At 72.8% G+C, this 20,591-nt stretch carries 15 protein-coding genes and 1 pseudogene; 5 read left to right on the forward strand and 11 right to left on the reverse strand.

Annotation, left to right across the window (positions count from 1 at the left end):
- Positions 1–77: 77 nt before the first annotated feature.
- Positions 78–890 carry an inositol monophosphatase family protein gene (locus ACFW2Y_RS25035; protein WP_384883354.1) on the reverse strand — a complete coding sequence of 271 codons (813 nt, stop codon included), beginning with the start codon at positions 888–890 and terminating at the stop codon, positions 78–80.
- A gap of 9 nt (positions 891–899) precedes the next feature.
- A complete protein-coding gene (locus ACFW2Y_RS25040; protein ID WP_384883357.1) occupies positions 900–2,027 on the reverse strand; it encodes a ferrochelatase in 1,128 nt (375 codons plus the stop codon).
- Between the two features lie 140 nt (positions 2,028–2,167).
- On the opposite strand from ACFW2Y_RS25040, the gene ACFW2Y_RS25045 reads away from it, so the two are divergent.
- Together ACFW2Y_RS25045 and ACFW2Y_RS25050 are read left to right on the forward strand one after the other, a co-directional pair.
- Positions 2,168–3,433 carry an MFS transporter gene (locus tag ACFW2Y_RS25045; protein WP_384883360.1) on the forward strand — a complete coding sequence of 422 codons (1,266 nt, stop codon included), beginning with the start codon at positions 2,168–2,170 and terminating at the stop codon, positions 3,431–3,433.
- Entirely contained in the window at positions 3,372–4,721 is a 1,350-nt protein-coding gene (locus ACFW2Y_RS25050; RefSeq protein WP_384883362.1) for a D-arabinono-1,4-lactone oxidase, read from the forward strand. The genes ACFW2Y_RS25045 and ACFW2Y_RS25050 overlap by 62 nt, the downstream gene beginning before the upstream one ends.
- A 3-nt stretch (positions 4,722–4,724) precedes the next feature.
- On the opposite strand, the gene ACFW2Y_RS25055 is transcribed toward ACFW2Y_RS25050, so the two are convergent.
- A complete protein-coding gene (locus tag ACFW2Y_RS25055) occupies positions 4,725–5,534 on the reverse strand; it encodes a hypothetical protein (protein WP_384883365.1) in 810 nt (269 codons plus the stop codon).
- A 530-nt stretch (positions 5,535–6,064) separates the two neighbouring features.
- On the opposite strand from ACFW2Y_RS25055, the gene sepH reads away from it, so the two are divergent.
- Entirely contained in the window at positions 6,065–7,132 is a 1,068-nt protein-coding gene (sepH, locus tag ACFW2Y_RS25060; protein WP_384883367.1) for a septation protein SepH, read from the forward strand.
- Positions 7,133–7,235: 103 nt separating this feature from the next.
- On the opposite strand, the gene ACFW2Y_RS25065 is transcribed toward sepH, so the two are convergent.
- A complete protein-coding gene (locus ACFW2Y_RS25065) occupies positions 7,236–8,063 on the reverse strand; it encodes a sulfurtransferase (RefSeq protein WP_384883369.1) in 828 nt (275 codons plus the stop codon).
- A gap of 160 nt (positions 8,064–8,223) precedes the next feature.
- On the opposite strand from ACFW2Y_RS25065, the gene ACFW2Y_RS25070 reads away from it, so the two are divergent.
- Positions 8,224–8,997, forward strand: coding sequence for a VOC family protein (locus ACFW2Y_RS25070; RefSeq protein WP_384883371.1), 774 nt, complete (start codon positions 8,224–8,226; stop codon positions 8,995–8,997).
- Positions 8,998–9,015: 18 nt separating this feature from the next.
- Here the strand turns inward: ACFW2Y_RS25070 and ACFW2Y_RS25075 are convergent, their stop codons facing one another.
- The 7 genes and pseudogenes from ACFW2Y_RS25075 to ACFW2Y_RS25105 form a co-directional block, all read right to left on the reverse strand.
- Entirely contained in the window at positions 9,016–10,383 is a 1,368-nt protein-coding gene (locus ACFW2Y_RS25075; RefSeq protein ID WP_384883373.1) for a polysialyltransferase family glycosyltransferase, read from the reverse strand.
- Positions 10,384–10,386: 3 nt separating this feature from the next.
- On the reverse strand, positions 10,387–11,352 hold the full coding sequence (locus tag ACFW2Y_RS25080) for a glycosyltransferase family 2 protein (RefSeq protein ID WP_384883388.1): 966 nt from the start codon (positions 11,350–11,352) through the stop codon (positions 10,387–10,389).
- Positions 11,353–12,327: 975 nt separating this feature from the next.
- Positions 12,328–14,037, reverse strand: a pseudogene (locus ACFW2Y_RS25085) (YfhO family protein); the annotation flags it as partial.
- A gap of 291 nt (positions 14,038–14,328) precedes the next feature.
- Positions 14,329–14,979 (reverse strand): thymidine kinase, encoded by a 651-nt coding sequence (locus tag ACFW2Y_RS25090; protein ID WP_384883375.1) that lies wholly within the window; start codon positions 14,977–14,979, stop codon positions 14,329–14,331.
- A 47-nt stretch (positions 14,980–15,026) separates the two neighbouring features.
- A complete protein-coding gene (locus tag ACFW2Y_RS25095; protein ID WP_384883378.1) occupies positions 15,027–16,232 on the reverse strand; it encodes an alkaline phosphatase family protein in 1,206 nt (401 codons plus the stop codon).
- The gene (locus tag ACFW2Y_RS25100) at positions 16,232–16,828 is read right to left on the reverse strand and encodes a DUF5998 family protein (RefSeq protein WP_384883380.1); all 597 of its coding nucleotides are present in this window, start codon (positions 16,826–16,828) and stop codon (positions 16,232–16,234) included. The genes ACFW2Y_RS25095 and ACFW2Y_RS25100 overlap by 1 nt, the downstream gene beginning before the upstream one ends.
- 161 nt (positions 16,829–16,989) lie before the next feature.
- Positions 16,990–20,082, reverse strand: a complete 3,093-nt coding sequence (locus tag ACFW2Y_RS25105) for a GNAT family N-acetyltransferase (RefSeq protein WP_384883383.1) — start codon at positions 20,080–20,082, stop codon at positions 16,990–16,992.
- A gap of 185 nt (positions 20,083–20,267) precedes the next feature.
- Between ACFW2Y_RS25105 and ACFW2Y_RS25110 the strand changes: the two genes are divergently transcribed.
- Positions 20,268–20,549 carry an HPr family phosphocarrier protein gene (locus ACFW2Y_RS25110; protein ID WP_384883386.1) on the forward strand — a complete coding sequence of 94 codons (282 nt, stop codon included), beginning with the start codon at positions 20,268–20,270 and terminating at the stop codon, positions 20,547–20,549.
- Positions 20,550–20,591 lie beyond the last annotated feature (42 nt).

Raw genomic sequence — 20,591 nt, forward strand, 5'->3', positions numbered from 1 at the left:
CGGTGCCGGGGCTCCCACACGTCCGGCTCCCCGGGCGGAGGGGGCGTCCCGAGGGTGCTCCCACCCCGCCGGCCCCGTCAGTCGTGCCAGGCCCCCAGCTCCTCCAAGAGCTCCTGGAGCGGGCCGAAGAGGCCCGGGGAAGCAGCCAGCACCAGCTCTCCCGACGCGGGCTCCCCCGGCCGGCCGCCCGTGAGGCCCCCCGCCTCGCGGGCGATGAGCGCGCCCGCAGCGAGGTCCCAGGGGTTGAGGCCCCTCTCGTAGTACGCGTCGAGGCGGCCGGCGGCGACGTCGCAGAGGTCGATCGCAGCCGAGCCGCCGCGGCGGACGTCGCGGACGCGCGGGATCACCTGCCGGGCCACGTCGGCCTGGTGGGCGCGGCGGGACTGGACGTACCCGAAGCCCGTGCCGAGGAGGGCGTGGTCGAGCGCGGGCGAGGGACGGACCGCCAGGCGCCGCTCCGCCGCGTACGCGCCGCCGCCGAGGACCGCCCGGTACGTCTCGCCGCGCATCGGGGCCTCGACCACTCCGACCACGGTCTCGCCGTTGCGTTCGGCGGCGATCGAGACCGCCCAGGTGGGCAGGCCGTACAGGTAGTTCACCGTGCCGTCGAGCGGGTCGATCACCCAGCGGACCCCGCTCGTACCGGGGCTGGAGGCGCCTTCTTCGCCGAGGAAGCCGTCCTGGGGGCGGTGCTCCGCGAGGAAGCCGGTGATGAGCTTCTCGGCGGCGATGTCCATCTCGGTGACCACGTCGATGGGGCTCGTCTTGGTCTTCGCGACGGCGATGTCGTCCGGCCGGCCGTCGCGCAGCAGCGCTCCGGCCCGTCGGGCGGCCTCCAGGGCGAGGTCGTGCAGTTCGATGAGCAGGGGGTCGTCGGACACGGGGGTCATGCGGGCTCCTCAGGCGTAGGGGCTGTCGGCACCGGCGGCAGCGGGTCGCTCCGCCCTGGCGGGGCAGCAGCCGATCGGGCAGAGGTCGTGGGAAGGCCCGAGCGCGCCCAGGGCGCAGCGCTCCGCCCTGGTTCCCCGCTCGTTCGCGGCGCGTTCCAGGACCAGGTCGCGGACGGCTGCGGCGAACCTCGGGTCGGCCCCGACGGTCGCCGAGCGCCGGACGGGCAGACCGAGCTCGGCCGCCTTGGCCGTGGCCTCCGTGTCGAGGTCGTAGAGGACCTCCATGTGGTCGGAGACGAAGCCGATCGGGACCATGACGACAGCGGGCGCCCCCGCCGCGTGCAGCTCCTCCAGGTGGTCGCAGATGTCGGGCTCCAGCCACGGGATGTGGGGCGCACCGCTGCGGGACTGGTAGACGAGCTTCCAGGGGTGCGCGGTGCCGGTCTCCCGGTGGACCGCGTCGACGATCAGCCGTGCCACGTCCAGGTGCTGCTTCACGTAGGCCCCGCCATCGCCGTGTTCGGCGGGCGGGCCGGAGCTGTCGGCGGCCGAGTCGGGGATGGAGTGGGTGGTGAAGGCGAGGTGGGCGCCGTCCCGCACGGCGGGGTCGAGCTCGGCGAGGGAGGCGAGGACGCCCTCCACCATGGGTTCGACGAAGCCGGGGTGGTTGAAGTAGTGCCGGAGCTTGTCGACCCGGGGCAGCGGGAGCCCTTCGGCCTCCAGGGCGGCGAGCGCGTCGGCGAGGTTCTCGCGGTACTGGCGGCAGCCGGAGTAGGAGGCGTACGCGCTGGTGGTGAGGACCGCGATGTGGCGCCGCCCGTCGGTGACCACGTCGCGCAGGGTGTCGGTGAGGTAGGGCGCCCAGTTCCGGTTGCCCCAGTAGACCGGCAGGTCGAGGCCGGCCCGTGCGAAGTCCGTCCGCAGCGCGTCGAGGAGCGCTCGGTTCTGGTCGTTGATCGGCGAAACGCCGCCGAAGAGGAAGTAGTGCTGCCCCACTTCCTTGAGGCGTTCCCTGGGGATGCCTCGGCCGCGGGTCACGTTCTCCAGGAACGGGACCACGTCGTCCGGGCCTTCGGGGCCGCCGAAGGAGAGCAGCAACAAGGCGTCGTACGGGGCGGGATCATGCTGATCGGACATGGCACCGATCCTCCCACCCGAGCCCGACGGCAGTGGGTACGCCCTCTCTGTGGACAGTCGTCCGAAAACGGGGGTGACTCGCGCGAGTTCAACACCGTAGGCTTTAGCCATTAATTACACGTGTTGACCAAGGACGTCTCTTGCCCAGTCCCTATCGCGCGATCTTCGCGGCGCCCGGCACCGCATCGTTCTCCGTCGCGGGATTCCTCGGCCGGATGCCGCTGTCCATGATGGGCATCGGCATCGTGACCATGATTTCGCAGGTCACCGGTCGGTACGGACTGGCGGGCGCGCTCTCGGCGACGCTCGCGATGTCCGCCGCCGTCCTCGGCCCGCGGGTCTCGCGCATGGTCGACCAGCACGGACAGCGCAAGGTGCTCCGCCCCGTGGCCCTGGTCTCGCTCGCCGCGGGAGCGGGCCTCCTCCTCTGCGTCCAGCAGAAGGCCCCCGACTGGACCCTCTTCGTCTTCACCGCCGCGATCGGCTGCGTGCCGAGCATCGGCGCGATGACCCGGGCCCGCTGGGCGGAGATCTACCGGGGCGAGCAGCGGCGGCTGCACACGGCGTACTCCTGGGAGTCGATCGTCGACGAGGTGTGCTTCGTCTTCGGCCCGATCATCTCCATCGGCCTGTCGACCGCTTGGTTCCCGGAGGCCGGCCCGCTCTTCGCGGGGGCGTTCCTGGCCGTCGGCGTCTTCTGGCTGACCTCGCAGCGCGCCACGGAGCCGCGACCGCACCCGCGGGTCCAGGGCACCCGGGGCGACTCCGCACTCCGGTCCCCCGGCCTCCAGGTGCTCGCCCTCGCCTTCGTCGCCACCGGCGCCGTCTTCGGCTCGGTGGACGTGGTGACCGTCGCCTTCGCCGAGGAGCAGGGGCGGAAGACCGCCGCCAGCCTCGTCCTGGCCGTCTACGCACTGGGGTCCTGCCTGGCCGGCGCCGTCTTCGGACTGTTCCACTTCAAGGGCGAGCCGTCCCGCAGGTGGCTGCTGGGCGTCTGTGCGATGGCCGTGAGTATGATCCCCCTCCTACTGGTCGGGAACTTGCCGTTGCTGGCCGTGGCGCTCTTCGTCGCAGGCCTGTCCATCGCACCGACGATGGTGACCACCATGGCCCTCGTCGAAGCGCACGTACCGCGCACCAAGCTGACCGAGGGCATGACCTGGACGAGCACCGGGCTCGCGATCGGCGTGGCGCTCGGCTCCGCCGCCGCCGGCTGGGTGGTGGACGCATCGGGGGCCGAGGCGGGGTACGTGGTGCCCGTCGTCTCGGGCGCGCTCGCGGTCGCGGTGGGTCTCCTCGGGAACCGCCGGCTGCGCAGGCCGGCGCCGAAGCGGGAGGGGCAGCGTGAGCAGGACGACGACAGCGGGGCCGGGGAACTCCGGGGCGGCGAACAGCCCGTGGCGTAACTGGGCGGGAAACGTCACTTCCCGCCCGGTCCGGGAAGTGAGTCCGGCCTCGGCCGAGGAGCTCGCCGCAGAGGTGCGCAGGGCGGCCGAGGACGGGCTGAGGGTGAAGACCGTCGGCACCGGGCACTCCTTCACCTCGATCGCGGCCACCGACGGCGTGCTGGTCCGGCCGGGCCTGCTGACCGGGATCCGGCGGATCGACCGCGAGGCGATGACCGTCACGGTCGAGTCGGGCACGCCGCTCAAGCGGCTCAACGTGGCACTGGCCCGGGAGGGCCTGTCGCTCACGAACATGGGCGACATCATGGAGCAGACCGTCGCCGGCGCGACCTCCACCGGTACCCACGGCACGGGCCGCGCATCGGCCTCCATCGCCGCGCAGATCCGTGCGCTGGAACTGGTGACGGCGGACGGGCGGCTGCTCACCTGCTCGGACCGGGGCACCGATGAGGAACGGGCGCTCTTCGCAGCGGCCCGGATCGGGCTCGGCGCCCTCGGTGTGATCACCGCGATCACCTTCGCGGTGGAGCCCCTCTTCCTGCTCACCGCACGCGAAGAGCCGATGAGCTTCGACCGGGTCACCTCGGAGTTCGACGCGCTGCACGCGGAGAACGAGCACTTCGAGTTCTACTGGTTCCCCCACACGGAGAACTGCAACACCAAGCGCAACAACCGCAGCGCGGGCCCCGCCGCCCCTCCCGGACGGGTCAGCGGCTGGATCGAGGACGAGTTGCTCTCCAACGGGGTGTTCCAGCTCGCCTGCTCGTTGGGCCGGGCGGTGCCTCCGGTCATCCCGTCGATCGCCAAGGTCTCCAGTCGGGCCCTGTCCGCCCGTACGTACACCGACGTCCCCTACAAGGTCTTCACCTCGCCGCGCCGGGTCCGCTTCCTGGAGATGGAGTACGCACTTCCGCGCGAGGCCGCGGTCACCGCGCTGCGCGAGCTCAAGGCGATGATCGAGCGCTCGCCGTTGAAGGTGAGCTTCCCGGTGGAGGTGCGCACGGCGCCGGCGGACGACATCGCGCTGTCCACGGCCTCGGGGCGGGAAACCGCCTACGTCGCCGTCCACCTCTACCGGGGAACGCCCCACCGGGCCTACTTCACGGCGGTGGAACGGATCATGACGGCGCACGGGGGCCGCCCGCACTGGGGCAAGGTCCACACCCGTGACGCCGCCTACCTCTCCGAGGCCTACCCGCGCTTCGCCGAGTTCACGGCGCTGCGCGACCGACTCGACCCGGACCGGCTGTTCGCCAACGACTACCTGCGGCGGGTCCTGGGCGACTGACGATCACCCGTCGGCGGTCCCGTCCGTCCCCGCGTCCGCTCCGGAGGGGGACGGAGCGGAGGGGGTCCCGGTCGGGTCCGCCCCCTCGGTCGGCTCCCCGGTCGGCACGCCCGGGTCCGTCGAGGGGCCGGTCGGCGTCGGGGCGGGTGTCGTCGCCTCGTGCGAGGAAGCGGAGGGGCTGGGCCCGGTGGACGGCACGCCGGTGTCGCCCTGTCCCCCCTCCTGGCCCCCCGGGGTCGGGGTGGCCGCCGTCCCCGGGGCGGGGGAACCGTCCCGCCGGGGTCCGGTGCCGTCCGCAGTGTCCGAGGGAGCGGGAGCGGGCACCCGGTCCCCTTCCGGCGCCCCCTGCCCTCCGCCCCCGTGGACCACGGAGCCGAAGGTGGTCGTGCCCCGAGTACCGCTCAAGTCGCGCCCGGCCACCAGCTCGTAGGCGGTGATGCCGCCCATGGTGACGCCGAAGACCAGGGCGGCGGCGATCGCCGGTCGCTTCCAGCCCCGGACGCGGGTGCCGTGGGTGGTCGCCTCGCCGAACTCCCCGTCGTACGGGAGGGGGGCCCGGAAGGCATCGGGGTCGGAACCGCGTTCGCCCTGTGACCGGGACGCGAGCGGTACCTGACGGGCCTTCGGTTTGACGGCGGTCGCATCGCGGACCTGCTCGCCGGTGCGCTTGAAGAGGTGCTGGAAGAGCGGTCCGCCGCAGGTGGCGACGACGCTGATCACCCCGGCCCCGAGGATGGTGCCGTACACGCCGAGGCTGGAGGCGAGCTTGGCCGCGAGGACCGCGGCCAGGGCGCTGCCGGAGACCTGAGCCACGCTCAGATCGATCCTCTTCCCACCGACCGGCTCCCCCTCCACCGACCCGACCCCGTCGATTTCCGGCCTGTGACGCATCTCCAACCCCTGACGGCTCATCCGTTCGACTTGCACCCAGAAGGGACAAACGGGAGAAGCGAATAGTTCCGTTTCTGGCGTTTCTGTGAAGAGTGACACGTACGAGGGAAGATCGCGGAGACTCAACTCCCGTACTGCCCGAGAAGTTGGGCGGCGCGCCGGTCCACCCAAGTGGCCCGAATGGAGTACATTGACGAAACCTGGGTCCGGACGCCCTCACGGGTGCCCTGGATCAAGGGAGGGGGCCGGACGCGGCGCTCGAACCGGCGACGCCTCGGCATCGCACGGGAACCGGCTGCACAGAGTGACTGCCAGTCACTCCAAGTAGCCAACTGGTAACCGTGTCACAGCGGAGTTCCAGGGTCCATGCCCGACACGCCGGGCAACTCGGCAAGGTAGTGGCAGGCTGCACCCGGGCAGGCCACACTCGACTAGCGGAAGCAGCGACGCACGTGACGTCGGCAGGCACCACCCGGGAGGTTCCCATGCCCGAACTGCGTGTCGTGGCCGTCTCCAACGACGGCACACGACTGGTGCTGAAGGCTGCTGACAGCACGGAGTACACGCTTCCGATCGATGAGCGGCTCCGTGCCGCCGTGCGCAACGACCGCGCGCGCCTCGGCCAGATCGAGATCGAGGTGGAGAGCCACCTCCGCCCCCGTGACATCCAGGCGCGGATACGAGCCGGTGCCTCCGCGGAGGAGGTCGCCCAACTCGCCGGCATCCCCGTCGACCGCGTGCGCCGCTTCGAGGGCCCCGTGCTCGCGGAGCGCGCCTTCATGGCCGAGCGGGCCCGCAAGACCCCGGTCCGCAGGCCCGGGGAGAACAGCGGTCCCCAACTCGGCGAGGCGGTGCAGGAGCGCCTCCTGCTGCGCGGTGCCGAGAAGGACACCGTGCAGTGGGACTCCTGGCGGCGCGACGACGGCACCTGGGAGGTGCTGCTCGTCTACCGGGTCGCGGGCGAGATCCACACGGCCAGCTGGACGTACGACCCGCCCCGACGACTCGTGCAGGCCGTGGACGACGAGGCGAGGGCCTTGATCGGCGAGACGGACGACACGATCGCCGCCGCGCCGGAACCGAGCTTCCCCTTCGTGCCGCGCATCGCCCGGCTGCCCCGGGACAGGCCCCTCGACCGTGCCCTGGACCGCCAGGTCGAGCGGCCCGACCGCCCGTTGGAACCGGCTCCCGATCCCGTCGAGCCGGAGGAGGAGCGGGACTCGCTCACCAGCCTCTTGGAGGCCGTGCCGAACTTCCGCGGCGACATGGTCGTGCCCGAGCCTCCGGACGCGGAGCCCTCGGAGGAGGCCGAGGCGGAAGAACCTCCGGCGGCATCGGCGGGCGCGGGCTCGGCGTACGCCGACGTCCTGATGCCGCGCGCGGTATCGGGCCACCGCGACCGACTCCACGGCGCCACGGACCGCCAGGCCGAAGCGGACGGCGTCCGCCCGGGCCGCCGCGCCGCGGTGCCGAGCTGGGACGAGATCGTCTTCGGCACGCGCAGGAAGAAGCAGGACTGATCCTGCCGCACGCACCCGCACGACCGGGAAGGCCCGCGCCGCACACGGGGCGCGGGCCCTTCCCGGTCCCGGGATCGTCGGGCGGTGGGGCCGGCCCCTTCCCCTACTGCGGGTCCGGGCCCGTGGCGACCGGGCGGGCCGGGTCCGCGGACCACTCCGACCACGAGCCCGCATAGAGCGCCGCGGGGATGCCGGCGACTTCCAGGGCGAGGACCTCGTGGGCACCGGAGACGCCCGAGCCGCAGTAGACCGCCACCGGGGTTCCCTCGACCGCGCCCAGGCCGGTGAAGCGGCTCCGCAGGACGTCGGCGGCCAGGAAGCGGCCCTCCCCGTCGACGTTCTCGGTCGTCGGGGCCGACACCGCCCCCGGGACGTGCCCGCCCACCGGGTCGATCGGCTCCACGTCCCCCCGGTAGCGCTCGGCCGCCCGCGCGTCCAGGAGCAGCCCCGTGCGGGCCAGCTCCGCCGCTCCGTCGGCATCGAGCAGCCCGAGGGCGCCCGGCTCGGGCCGGAAGTCGCCCGGCTCGGGAGCGGGGACCTTCTCCGTGAGCTCCCCCGTCCAGGCCAAAAGGCCGCCGTCCAGCACCCGGACGTCCGGGTGGCCCGCCCAGCGGAGCAGCCACCAGGCACGGGCCGCTCCCCAACCGAGACCCCCGTCGTACACGACGACCGGCCCGTCGGACGAGACGCCCGCCCTGCGCATCACGGCGCCGAAGACCTCGGGGTCGGGCAGCGGGTGGCGACCGCCGCTCCCGGGAGGTCCCGCGAGTTCCTCGTCCAGGTCGACGTAGACCGCACCGGGAAGGTGACCCGCCTCGTAGGCGGGCCGTCCGGGCGGGCCGCCGAGCGTCCAACGGACGTCCAGGAGGACCGGCGGACGCGCACCGGCCAACTCGCTCAGCAGTTCGCTTGCGGAGATGATGGGCTTCATGGGAGCCATCCTCGCGCAGCCGCAGGGCTGCCGGGGGCGGACCGGCCACCCTGCGGCGGAATCGCGCCATGCGCGGCGCGGTCGGGGCGCGCCGAGCGGCCGTCGGTGTCACCATCGGACGGGGACACGGCCGGGACGATGGTCCGAGGAGAGTGTGACGATGACCCAGGCGACTCCGCGCCCGCCCGGGACGCCCTGTTGGGTGAGCCTGATGGTGCACGGGCTTGACGCCACCCAGGAGTTCTACAACGCGCTCTTCGGCTGGGAGTTCGTGCCCGGCCCTCAGCACCTGGGCCCGTACGTGCGCGCGCTGCTCGGGGGCAAGGAGGTGGCGGGCATCGGTCAACTGCCGCCCGACCGGCACCTGCGCATCGCCTGGACTCCCTACCTGGCCACGAAGGACGCCGACGAGACCGCCGAGGCCATCCGCTCCTGCGGCGGCACCGTCGCCGTCGGACCGCTGGACGCGGGCGAGGCCGGCCGTCTGGCGATCTGCTCCGATCCGGCCGGTGCGGTCTTCGGCATCTGGCAGGCGGAGGCGCACCACGGCACCGCGGCGGCAGGACCGCCGGGGACCCCGGTGTGGAACGAGCTGCTGACCTACGAGACGTCCGGGACCGGCAAGTTCTACCGGACGGTCTTCGGCTTCGACGTGGAGCCGGTGATCTCGGCCGACCACGATTACGCGACGCTCTACGTGGCCGGGACCCCGGTGGCCTCGCTGCACGGCGTCGGCAATGCGCTGCCCCGGGACCGGGGCCCGCACTGGATGACGTACTTCGAGGTCGCCGACACGGACGCGGCGGCGCGGCTGGTCCTGGAGCTCGGTGGTCAGGTGCTGCGTCCGCCGCGGGACGGCACGGCGGGGCGGCTCGCCCTGGCGGCGGACCCGGAGGGCGCGGTCTTCACCCTGGTCAGGTCCGCCAAGCGCTGACCGCGGTGGTGCCCGCGCTCAGCCGCGGCTCCGTGCCGCAGCGCGGCGCAGTCGGAACATTCCCGTCGACGCCGAGGTCGGCGCCCCGCCCGGTAGGTCGAGCTGGGTCAGCCGTTCGACGGTGAAGTGGCGTGCGGCGGCGGGGTCGGCGTGGTGCTCGGCGAGGAAGGCCGCGGCCTCTTCGCGGAGCCCGGGGTGGATCTTGTGCCTCATGCAGTAGCCGACGGCCCTGACCAGCGGGGTGAGGGAGGCGGGGGCGGGTCCGGGCACTGCGGGCGCCTCGCCGCGTTCCAGGTCGGGGAGCAGGTGGTCGACGACGGTGAGCGGGATCCGGTTGCTGTTCTCGAAGGGGGTGAGCCGTTCGAGGACCTCGGCCGTGCCGACCCGCGCGACGGGAACGTCGTAGTAGACGGCGGCGGTGAGGAGCGCCGTGGAGAAGCAGCCGACGACGAGTTCGGGCCGGCAGCGTTCGTAGAAGGTTTCGGCGAGCAGCGGCCCGTCGAGCACCGTGAGCCGTGCGCCGAGCCGCTCGGCCTCCTCGTGCAGGGCCTGGGAGTAGCGGGCGGGCGCTGTCGGGTGCGGCTTGAAGACGACCGAGCGGTGCCCGGCCGCGGCGGCCCCGCGCAGCATCCGTACGTGCAGTTCCTCTTCCTCCTCCGCGCTGAGGAGGGAGAGGGCCGCGAGGTACTGGCCGAGCAGGAGGGCCGTCGGCCCCACAGCAACCGCCCTCGCGATGGCGGGGTCGTCGGCCGCCTCTTCGGCGACCTCGGCGAGGACCGCGCGGAAGGCCGTGTCGGGGACCAGTTCGGGCTCGACCCCGTACTCGCTCAGGAGCAGGGGCCGCAGGCCCGGCACCAGGTCGAGGTGGAGGACCCGGCGGATGCGGCAGGCGATCGACTGCGCGAGGTCGGAGCGGGTCGGGCCGTAGCTCATCAGGCCGTCCGCGTAGACGTGGACGGTGCTCTCGGGGAAGGCACCGGCAAGCGCCTTGGCCGGATTGACCTGGATGGACTCGACGATCAGTTCCACCGGGCCGGTGCCGAGGTCCCAGGCGGTGCGCAGGACGCGCTGCCAGAGCGGTGCCTCCTCGGGACGAGGGGCCCACATGGCGGGGTGGTAGGGGTGGATCGCCTCGTTCCAGTCGAGGGTTCCGTCGAAGCGCGTGGCGATCCGCTCGTACCCGGTCATGGTCTGCAGGCGGAGCGCGGTCTCGGGGATCTCGGCGTTGTGCGAGACGAGCAGGAGCCTGCGGGCGGTCCCGCGGGGGCCGAACTGTCCGGCGTCGAGCGCAGCGGCCAGGGTGGCCGCGCCGTACAGGGTGGACACCTGGAAGATCTGGATCGGACGGGCGTCGGCGACGGTTGCCTTCTCGGGGGCGGTGGCCATGGGTCAGGCGGTCCTTCCGGTGTCGCGCAGGCTCCGGAGGAGCGTGCTGCGCGGGGTGTCCATGGTGGCGAGGGTCTCGTCGAGGACTTCCTGCGGCATGCGGTGCAGGGCGTCGCGCACGTCGACGCGCAGCCGCGCGGCGACGGCGGGCTCGTACTTTCCGACCTTCCCCATGTGGAAGGCGATCATCGCGCAATAGGTGCGGACCGCCTTGGGGAGGAAGCGGTCGGCCTCCACGTCCCGGGAGACCTCGTCGAGCAGCAGGTCGTACGAGGGGATGAAATCGAGCTGCCGGTTGTCGGTGATCTGGGTGAGCGAAGTGGTGACGCCCCGCCGGTAGAAAACCCCGTGCAGGGAAAGCGCGGCGAACGTCTTCGCCTTCAGGTGGAGTCGCCAGACCCAGAGTCGATCCTCAGCCGTTCTGAGGGAAGTCTCGAAGCGGGATTTTCCATCCTCGAAGAGGCTCCCGCGGTAAATACCGAAGGGGACGAAGGGATAATCGACCATCGTCACCATGTTGGCCGGCGCGATGCCGTCCCTGGAATCCATCACCATGTCCCGGCTTTTGGCCGGAGCGTAGCGGATCTGCCGCTTCCGACCTTCTGACAGCACATGGTCGGTACGGGCGAAGTCGCAGCCCAGGCGGGAGATCCCGGCCACGGCGGCGCTCAGGTGCCCCGGCGCGTACCAGTCGTCGCCGTCGAGAAAGGTCAGGTAGTCACCACGGGCCGCGTCGATTCCGGTGTTGCGGGCCTGGGCGACGCCCCGGTTCGTTTCGTGCCGGATGACGGTGGCGTTCGGGAGGCGGTCCCGCCAGCGATCAAGGATTTCCGGGGTGTCGTCCGTCGAGCAGTCGTCGATCAGCAGGAACTCGAATTCCGGATCCGCATTGTTCACAAGACTGCGCAAGGTGTCGGGCGCGTACGGCCCGACATTGTGGAACGGTACGACGACGGACAGTTTCGGCACTCGGGATCCCCACACTGAATCGAACAATTTAACGCCGCTACGGCGGGCACAGTAACGGTCGCGTCGCCCCGGCGAACGATCCGCGCGTGCACTCCGGGTGAACTCTTGTCGTATCTGACGGAAACCCCTTCGCCGGGGCTCCGCCCTTCCCCGTCGCCCCTCAGCCCCCCCGTCGTGACCGCGTCCGTGTCGCCTGCCCCGTCGACGGTGCGGGAGGGCCGTCGCCGCGAGCGCGAGGAGCGCCGTCGCTCCGACGGCACCGCCGAACCGGAGCCCCGGCGGCCGAAAGGAACACCTGACGGTGGTCGAGCGGCCGTCGAGCGGCACGGCGACGAGCCCCAGGTGGTCGTGCGCGGGGCGGAGCGCCCCGCCACCGACGGCGCAGCGCCACCCGGAGATGCGCGGCACGCCGAGGACCGCGGTCCCCGTGCTGCCGGGGGGCAGTTCGGCCGTGACTCCGTGCCCGGTGGTGCGCACGCGGGTGGCCCCGGTGGCGACGAGCCGGCGCACGGCGGATTCGAGCCCGGACCGGACCAGGCAGCCGATCGGTTGTCGGGGGAGGTGCGCCCGGCCCCCGGGCTCCAGGGCGATGCGCACCTCACCGGAGTCCGGGACGGTGCCGAGGACCTTCATGGGGGCCCGAACCGCAGGTGGTCTGCCGTCGAACCCGACGGGCCGCTCTCCGGTCAGGGCAACCGTGCCCCGGTATTCGGGCGCCCAGAACCAGACGTGGGAACCTGCGGGGCAGCGGGCGGTGAGGACGCGTCCGGTGCGACCGGTGGTGGGCAGTCGGTACACGTCCGCGCCGAGCAGGCGTTCCTGCCGGGCGAAGGCGGAGTCCCCGGGGTGCGTGGCCGGGCGCACCACCGGCCGGACGGTGACCAAGGGCGGTGCGGAGGCCGTGGTGACGGTGACCCCGGCACGGGGCGGCGCGTCCTGTCGCACCGGCTCCGTGGGCTCCGAGCGGATCCGGGTGCCGATGGAGAAGACGGCGTCGGTCACGGGGTTGTCGAGGCTGACGGGATGCCGCCCCTTGGCGTAGTGGCCGAAGCCCAGCGAGGCCAGGGTCCGGGAGGTCACGCCCGCGGTGAGGCTGCTGTAGAGATCGGCGCCCTGTCCACCGACGAGCAGGGTGTCATTGCCTCCGGGGACCTCGCCGGGGTCCGTCCGGTGGTGGGGCCAGGCGTCCGCACGGGCGACCTCGGCGGCCACCGCAGCGTGCCAGGGGCCGATCCGCGGCGACCAGGAGACCCGGCTCCGTTGTTGTTCCTCGATCCGCTTCCCGGTGACGGCGACCTCTCCCGCCTGTGCGGTGCCCAGCAGGACCACGGCCAGTACGGGGAGCGCACGGGCACGCGTCCGGCGCTGCCCGGCCAGGGCGAGCAGCGCGGCGGTGCAGGCCGACAGGGCGGTCATCCCGAGGACGGGGTAGGTCCACCGGTCGATGTCGGGACTCGTCCGGGCCGCCGCGGACAGGGCGCCGAGCAGGGCCGCCCCCGCCAGGAGCGCAGCGGGTCGGGGCACGCCCCGGGCCACCGAGAACCAGGCCGCGATGACCAACAGTCCGCAGAGGACGAAGGCCTGCCGGTACGGGTTGCCGTTCGGCGAGGCTCCCGCGTGCCACAGCAGATGACTGGGCGCCCACAGGAGCGACAGCGCCACCAACACGATCGCGGTCGTCCAGCCGGCCCGGGTCCGCGGGGCGACGGCCCGGTTGAAGGGCAGCGCCAGGGCCAGGGCGAGGGCGGGGGTGCCGACGAAGAGGGCGGGGCTGGAGGTGCTCGCGGTGGCGGGCAGGAAACGGGCGAGCAGGTCCGACCAGGGCGCGGGGGCGAAGACGGTCGCTGGGGTGGGGGCGGCCCCCCTTGCGGCGAGGAAGACAACCGTGACGAGGGGCGCGGCGAGTCCGACGCCGACCAGGACGTACCGGGCGGCGATCGCCAGCGCGGCGAGGCGCGCCCGCGTGCCGGTCGCCCCTTCGGAGGTGAGGAGCCGGACGACGAGGACCACGGCGGCACCGAGGGTCGCCATGTACGCGGTGTAGAAGTTGGCGATCCAGACCAGGGCGACGACGAGCGGGCCGAGAACCGGGCGGCGACCGGTGCGGGCCCACTCGCCGACCGCGCAGAGCACCGGGAGGGCGATGAGTCCGTCGAGCCACATCGGGACGGTGGTCCCGTGGTTGAGGGTCCAGCCGCACAGCGCGTACGCGGTTGCGAGCAGGTCGGCGACGGGCCACGGTCCGGCGCGCAGCCGCAGGAGCAACAGCGCCATCGCGGCCCCCGCGGCGGCGGTCTTGGTGACGGTGACGACGTACAGGGCGAGTTCGATGCGGTCCGCCGGGAAGAGCACGACGAGCAGGGAGAAGGGGCTGCTCAGATACGTGCCGACGTCACCGAGGAAGTTGGAGCCGAAACCGGAGTTCCAGTTGAGGAAGGCGTCCCCGTGCACCTCTCCGTGGAGCAGGGCGCGCCAGTACGCGTGGTAGGGCAGGTACTGCTGCCCGAGGTCGACGGTGTTCCGGGTCACCGGACCGAAGGGACGGGTGTGGGAGAGGCGGGTGACGAGGCAGAGCAGCGCGGCGACGAGCAGGGCCGCGGCGAGTGGCGCCCGTACGGCCGTGGACCGGCACCGCTCCTCCTCGGCACCGTCCTCGCCCCGCACCGACCCGTGTTCGGCACGCATGGCCTCGGCAGCGAGTGGCACGCGTCCTCCAGGCACACGGGGCACGGGAAGCCCCGAAACGGACGCCTCGGGGCATGTCGCTACCCCTCCCGCTCCAGGCGACCCACGGGCCACCGGCGGTCGTCCCCCGGGAACACCTTGGATGAACTCAGGGTGACGGGGGTCCGCCTCCTCGGCGCCCCGAGGTGCCCGGGCGGGTGCCCTCTCCCCCGGCCACCCTGTCTCGTGCCCTGTGCCCGCCCTCCCGAGCCCGGGGTTCTCCCGTCGGGTGGGGTTCGGACGGAGCGGGAGTCACCCGGAACCGACGGGAAGGACGTCCGGGGAGAGGGCACCCGCCCGGGCCGATGCCGAGGTCATGCGCCGACGGTGGTGACGGCGGCAGAGGACCTCGTAGCCGATCTCCTCGGCCGGACGGTTCACGTCCCCGACGACGACCTGCTCGCCCTCGACGACCATCTCGCCCCCCACCGTCCGGGCGTTGTGGGTGGCGCGGGCCCCGCACCAGCACAGGGCTTCCACCTGGAGCTGTTCGATGCGGTCCGCCAACTCGATCAGCCGCTGCGAGCCGGGGAAGAGCTTGGTGCGGAAGTCCGTGGTGATCCCGAAGGCGAAGACGTCCAGGCTGAGGTCGTCGACGATCCGGGCCAGTTGGTCGATCTGTTCCGGGGCGAGGAACTGCGCCTCGTCCACGATCACGTAGTCCGCCTTGCCGCCCTGGGAGAGTTGGGTGACGAGATGGGCGTACAGGTCCATGCCCCGCGGCGCCTCGATCGCCTCCGTCACCAGGCCGAGCCGGGAGGAGAGCTTGCCCTCGCCCGCCCGGTCGTCGCGGGTGAAGATCACGCCCTGGAGCCCCCGCGCATCGCGGTTGTGGGCGATCTGGAGCGCCAGGGTGCTCTTCCCGCAATCCATGGTTCCGGAGAAGAAGACCAGCTCGGGCATGACGGGACGGGGACCTTTCAGGTCGTGGGACGGGGACGGTCGGGGGCTCAGGAACGCACTTCGAGCAGCGGGACGAGCTGCTCGGCGGGGGTCATGGAGCCGTGCATGCCGACCATCGCGGACTCGTGGGGCTCGTTGACCGAGGCGGTGATCGCCACGTCGTCGTGGGCCGCCACGATGACATCGCCGATCCGGCCGTACACCCGCTCGTCGACCTCGGCGCCGAACCAACCGAGGTCGATGGCCTCGTCGCGGCTCGCCACCCAGAACTGCTCGCCGACGACCTCCCGCCAGCAGGTGAGCACGTCCGCCTCGGCTCCGGGCACGGCGTAGACGTGGCGGGCGCGCCCCTCGCCGCCGAGCAGGGCGACACCGGCGCGCAGCTCCCAGTCCTCGTCGAAGTCGATGCGGTGCTGCTCGTCGAAGGGGATGTCGACCATGCCGTGGTCAGCCGTGACATACAGGGCGGTACGGGGCGGCAGTTGGTCGGCTAGGCGCTGGACGAGCCGGTCGACGAACATCAACTGACCGCGCCAGGCATCGGAGTCGATGCCGAACCGGTGTCCCGCACCATCGAGTTCGCTGTAGTACGTGTAGACCAGCGAGCGGTCGCCACCGGCCAGCTGCTCGGCGGCGAAGTCCATGCGCTCCTCGCCGGAGAGCCGCCCGTGAAACGTTCCGCCGCTGAGCGCGACCTTGGTGAGCGGGGTCTGCTCGAAGATCGGGGAGGACACCTGGGCCGTGTGGATCCCGGCCTCGTGCGCCAGCTGGAAGACGGTCGGATGGGGCTGCCAGACCTGCGGCGCGGTCCACGGCTTCCAGCGCAACTGGTTCATCAGCTCGCCGGTCTCCGGGTTGCGGACCGTGTAGCCGGGCAGCCCGTGCGTACCGGGGTGCCGACCGGTCCCGACGGAGGCGAGGGAGGTCGCGGTGGTGGCGGGGAAGCCCGCCGTGATCGGGAGGCCCGTGCCGCCCCGGGAGGAGCCGAGCAGCGAGGTCAGGTACGGGGCCTCGTCGGGATGGGCCGCGATCTGCTCCCAGCCGAGTCCATCGATCAGGAAGACGCAGTTCCGGTCGGCCGGGGCCAACTCCGCGATCCGGGCGTCGAATCCGGGTACGCCCTGGCCCGCCACGAGCGTCGGCAACAGGTCGCCGAGCGATCCGGAGGAGTACGCGGGCACCGGCGCGGTTTCCGGGGCGAGCGGGGTCGGGTCATCGGGCCAGCCGTGGGCGAGCGCCGTGGGCTGCGCCATCAGCGGGTGGGGGTGGCGGTCGCGGCGATGGCTTCGGAGAGCGCCTGGGCGAACGCGAGGGTCTGCCGGACGGTGTCCGGGCCATCCCCTGCGTCGCTGACACGCAGGCTGAGGTCGTCGGCGGTGGTGTTGCCGGTGTAGCCGTGGTCGGCATCGCAGTTGGGGTCGCCGCAGGCGGCCGGCTCCAGGTCGATGCGGGAGACGGCACCCCACCCGATGGTGAGGACCACTTCGCGGGGCAGGGTGCCCGGCGTGTACGACTCGGGGTTGGCGACCACCCGGCTGACGACGACCGACGAGATCCGGTCGAGCTTCACGGACTCGGTGGAGGTCGTGGCGTACGGGGTCGGGGAGCTCGTGTCGGCTGCCTGCTCATCCGTGTGGCTGACGATGAAGCGGTGCGGCGTCAGCACGAGGACGGTGACGTGCCGCCGGACCTCGTTCGCGTCGAAGGTGGTCTCCTGGTGGACCACGTACGACGCGATGGACTCGCCGCCGATGGCGGCCTCCACCGCCTCGGCCACGAGGGCCGGGTAGTAGCCGCTGCGCTCGATCGCCGCGCGCAGCCCCTGGGTCGTCGTACCGCTCTTTGCCATGGGCTCCATCCTAATCCGTGGGCAAGGGCGGCTCGGCCCCTTGCGAGGGCACCCGCGTCGTTCGGGAGCTCCGGGGCTGTGAGATCCGACTCCGTCCCGTCCACCGGGACGGCGCCGCGGAGGACGGCGGGCGGGCTCCGGTGCCACTCCCCCTTCGGTCCTCAGTAGCGCGGCAGGCTGCGCGGTCCGAGGTCCGTGCGCGGTGGAGGCGGGGCCAGTCGCACCGTCGCACCGAGGACGGAGAGCCCCCGGGGAGCGACGACCACCGGCTCCAGGGAGACCGCAACCACCTCGGGGTGGTCGTCCACCAGCCGGGACACCCTGAGCAGGAGTTCCTCCAGGGCCGGCGTGTCGACGGGGGCGGACCCCCGCCAGCCGAAGAGCAGGGGCGCGGTGCGGAGGGAGCGGACGAGCTCGGCGACGTCCCGATCGGTGGCCGGCACCAGCCGGTGCGCCGTGTCCCCGAGCAGCTCGGAAGCCGCGCCCGAAAGGCCGAAGGAGAGGACCGCACCGACGGCCGGGTCGATGGCGGAGCGGACGACGGTGTCGACGCCACGGGGCACCATCGCCTGGACCACCGGCTGGAGCTCCTCCGGCTTGCCGAGGGCCTCGGTCAGTTCGGCGTACGCCGTGCGGAGCTGCTGCTCGGTGGCGAGGTCGAGCCGGACGCCCCCGAGGTCGGGGCGGTGCCGGAGGTGGGGTGCGGTCGTCTTGAGCGCGACCGGGTACCCGAGCCGCGCGGCGGCCCAGACGGCGGCGTCGGGAGTGGGCGCGGGGAGGGTCGGCAGGACGGTGACCCCGTACCGGGCGAGCAGTCCTCCGGCCGCTCCGCTGTCGAGGGTCACCCCGCGGGCGTCCGCCTCGCCGTCGTTCCCCAGCGCCTCCTCGATGAGTGCGGCGGCTCCGGCCTCGTCGATGTCCTCGTACTCGGGCACCCGCCCGGGCTCGGCGGCCTGCCGTCGCCACTGCCCGTACCGCACGGCCTCGGCCAGCGCCCGTACGGCCCGCTCGGCGGCGGGGTAGGCGGGGATGGTCGTCCGCGGGGCCGGGGGCGCGGCTCCCTCTACGGGCGAGGCCTCCGGGGAGCCGGGGGCCCGGGAGCCGGTGGCGGGCGAGGCTCCGGGGAGCGGTGGAACGCCCGGGTCGGCGGGGGTTCCCGTGTCGCCCGTCGCGGCTCCGGCCCGGCCCTCGTCCACGGCTCCGCCGGTACCCGTGTGAGGGCTGCCGGTTCCCCCGGGAAGGCCCGCCGGGAGCGGTCCGCCGGACGGACCTCCGGGAAACCCCGGCCCCGCCGGGACTTCGTCGGAACGGTTCTCCCGGATGCCTCCCGAGCGCTCCAGCACGACCGGCCGCGTGCTGGTGGCCATCGCGAGGGCTTCCGCGAGGCCGCCCATCTCGACGTGGACGACGACCACCGGCTTCGCCGGCGCGGGGGCGGCGGCGACGGCCTCGCGGAGGGAAGCGGCGAGGACCTCGCCGTCACCGAATTCGGTGGCGCCGTCCTCCCCCACCCAGGGGATCGCGGTCACGACGACCGCGTCGGACGTGTCGTCCGCGAGCGCGGCCGCCAGCGCGTCCCTGAAGTCCGCCGGAACCGCGGCCGTCGTCAGGTCGAGCGGCCTCAACGGTCGCAGCCCTTCGGTCAGGCAGGCGTCGTACGTGAGCAGGCCGAGCGACTCGGAGTTGCCGAGGATCGCGATCCGGGGCCCCGTGGGCAGGGGCTGGGCGGAGAGCAGCAGTCCGGCGTCGACGAGCTCGGTGACGGTGTCGACGCGGATCACCCCGGCCTGGCGGAGCAGTGCGGAGACCGTGGCGTGCGGGACGCGGGTGACCGGCACCCGGTGACCGGGCGGGGCGCTGCCGCTGTGCCGAGCCCCCTTGACCACCACGACCGGCTTGACCGCGGCGGTGCGGCGGGCGAGGCGGGTGAACTTCCGGGGGTTCCCGATCGACTCCAGGTAGAGGAGGACGACGTCGGTCCCGGGGTCGTCGTACCAGTGCTGGAGGAAGTCGTTGCCGGAGACGTCGGCGCGGTTGCCGGCCGAGATGAAGGAGGAGAGGCCGGCACCCCGACGGTGCAGCCCGGCGAGGAGGGCGATGCCGATGGCGCCGGACTGGGTGAAGAGTCCGATCCGGCCGGCAGCCGGCATCTGCGGTGCGAGCGAGGCGTTCAGCCGGACGTCGGAGGCGGTGTTGATGATCCCGAAGGCATTGGGGCCGATGATCCTCATGCCGTAGGAACGGGCCTGTCGCACCAGCTCGCGCTGGCGTTCGCGACCGGCGGCCCCGCTCTCGGCGTATCCGGCGGAGAGCACCACGAGGCCGCGCACCCCGTGTTCGCCGCAGTCCGCGACGGCCTCCGGTACCCGCTCGGCCGGGACGGCGACGACGGCCAGGTCCACCGGTTCCCCGATGGACCCGACGGAGGGGTGCGCCGGGGCGCCGTCGAGTTCCGTCACCCCGTCGGTGAGCGCGGCGTTCACCGCGTACACCCGTCCGGTGAACCCGGCCCCGAGGAGGTTGCGGAGCACGGTCCGACCGACACCGCCCGGAGCGCGCCCGGCACCGACGACGGCGACGGACCGGGGGGTGAGGAGCCGCTGGACGGACCGGGCCTCGGCGCGCTGCTCCCGCGCACGCTGGACGGCGAGGGCGCGGTCGGTCGGTTCGAGGTCGAGGTGGAGCCGGACGGCACCGTCCTCGAAGCTGCGCTTCTGGGTGTAGCCCGCGTCGGTGAAGACCTTGATCATCTTGGTGTTGGCGGGGAGCACTTCGGCCGCGAAGCGCCGGATGTCCCGCTCGCGCGCGACCGCGGCGATGTGTTCGAGGAGGGCGGAGGCGACCCCCCTGCCCTGGTGCGCGTCCTGCACGAGGAAGGCGACCTCGGCCTCGTCCGCCGGCGCGGAGGCGGGCATGCCGTGGACGTTGATGCGGTCGTAGCGCACGGTGGCGATGAACTCGCCGCCGACGGTCGCGGCGAGGCCCACCCGGTCCACGAAGTCGTGGTGGGTGAAGCGGCGCACGTCCTTGGCGGACAGCCTGGGGTAGGGGGCGAAGAAGCGGTAGTACTTCGACTCGTCCGAGACCTGCTCGTAGAAGCTCACCAGTCGGTCGGCGTCGTCGGTGGTGATGGGCCTGATGCGTGCGGTGCCGCCGTCGCGGAGCACCACGTCCGCCTCCCAGTGGTCCGGGTAGACGTGTTCGGCCGGGGCCGGTGGTTCCGCCGCTTCCGACTGCTCCGACGCGCTCTGCATGGGGTCAGCCTACGACCGCGACACGACTGTGGCACCGGTCGCGCGGCGAGGGTGCGCGATGCAAGGTGTTGCAGGGTGGGGAGGGCCGAACGGCGGTCCGGTCCGGGCCGGAGGTCGGTGCGAGCACCTCTCCCCCCATGAGAGACTGGTCTAGACAACCCGCTTGAGACCCGAAGGGCAACACCATGGCTGAGCGCCGCGTCAACGTCGGCTGGGCCGAGGGCCTGCACGCCCGCCCCGCGTCCATCTTCGTCCGTGCCGCCACGGCTTCCGGCGTCCCGGTGACGATCGCCAAGTCCGACGGCACCCCGGTGAACGCCGCCTCCATGCTCGCGGTGCTCGGCCTGGGCGCGCAGGGCGGCGAAGAGATCGTCCTCGCTTCGGACGCCGAGGGCGCCGAGGTCGCGCTCGACCGCCTCGCCAAGCTGGTCGCCGAAGGGCTGGACGAGCTCCCCGAGACCGTCTGACCCCACCCCCGTGGACGAATGGCCGTGGGTTAGGGGCTTGCC

Source organism: Streptomyces sp. NPDC058877 (assembly GCF_042742855.1).
Lineage (GTDB): Bacteria > Actinomycetota > Actinomycetes > Streptomycetales > Streptomycetaceae > Streptomyces.

Bases quoted from the DNA above. Each gene is read 5' to 3' on its own strand.
- ACFW2Y_RS25035 (WP_384883354.1), bottom strand. From the start codon at position 890: ATGACCCCCGTGTCCGACGACCCCCTGCTCATCGAACTGCACGACCTC.
- ACFW2Y_RS25040 (WP_384883357.1), bottom strand. From the start codon at position 2,027: ATGTCCGATCAGCATGATCCCGCCCCGTACGACGCCTTGTTGCTGCTC.
- ACFW2Y_RS25065 (WP_384883369.1), bottom strand. From the start codon at position 8,063: ATGAAGCCCATCATCTCCGCAAGCGAACTGCTGAGCGAGTTGGCCGGT.
- ACFW2Y_RS25070 (WP_384883371.1), top strand. From the start codon at position 8,224: ATGACCCAGGCGACTCCGCGCCCGCCCGGGACGCCCTGTTGGGTGAGC.
- ACFW2Y_RS25075 (WP_384883373.1), bottom strand. From the start codon at position 10,383: ATGGCCACCGCCCCCGAGAAGGCAACCGTCGCCGACGCCCGTCCGATC.
- ACFW2Y_RS25090 (WP_384883375.1), bottom strand. From the start codon at position 14,979: ATGCCCGAGCTGGTCTTCTTCTCCGGAACCATGGATTGCGGGAAGAGC.
- ACFW2Y_RS25095 (WP_384883378.1), bottom strand. From the start codon at position 16,232: ATGGCGCAGCCCACGGCGCTCGCCCACGGCTGGCCCGATGACCCGACC.
- ACFW2Y_RS25100 (WP_384883380.1), bottom strand. From the start codon at position 16,828: ATGGCAAAGAGCGGTACGACGACCCAGGGGCTGCGCGCGGCGATCGAG.
- ACFW2Y_RS25105 (WP_384883383.1), bottom strand. From the start codon at position 20,082: ATGCAGAGCGCGTCGGAGCAGTCGGAAGCGGCGGAACCACCGGCCCCG.
- ACFW2Y_RS25110 (WP_384883386.1), top strand. From the start codon at position 20,268: ATGGCTGAGCGCCGCGTCAACGTCGGCTGGGCCGAGGGCCTGCACGCC.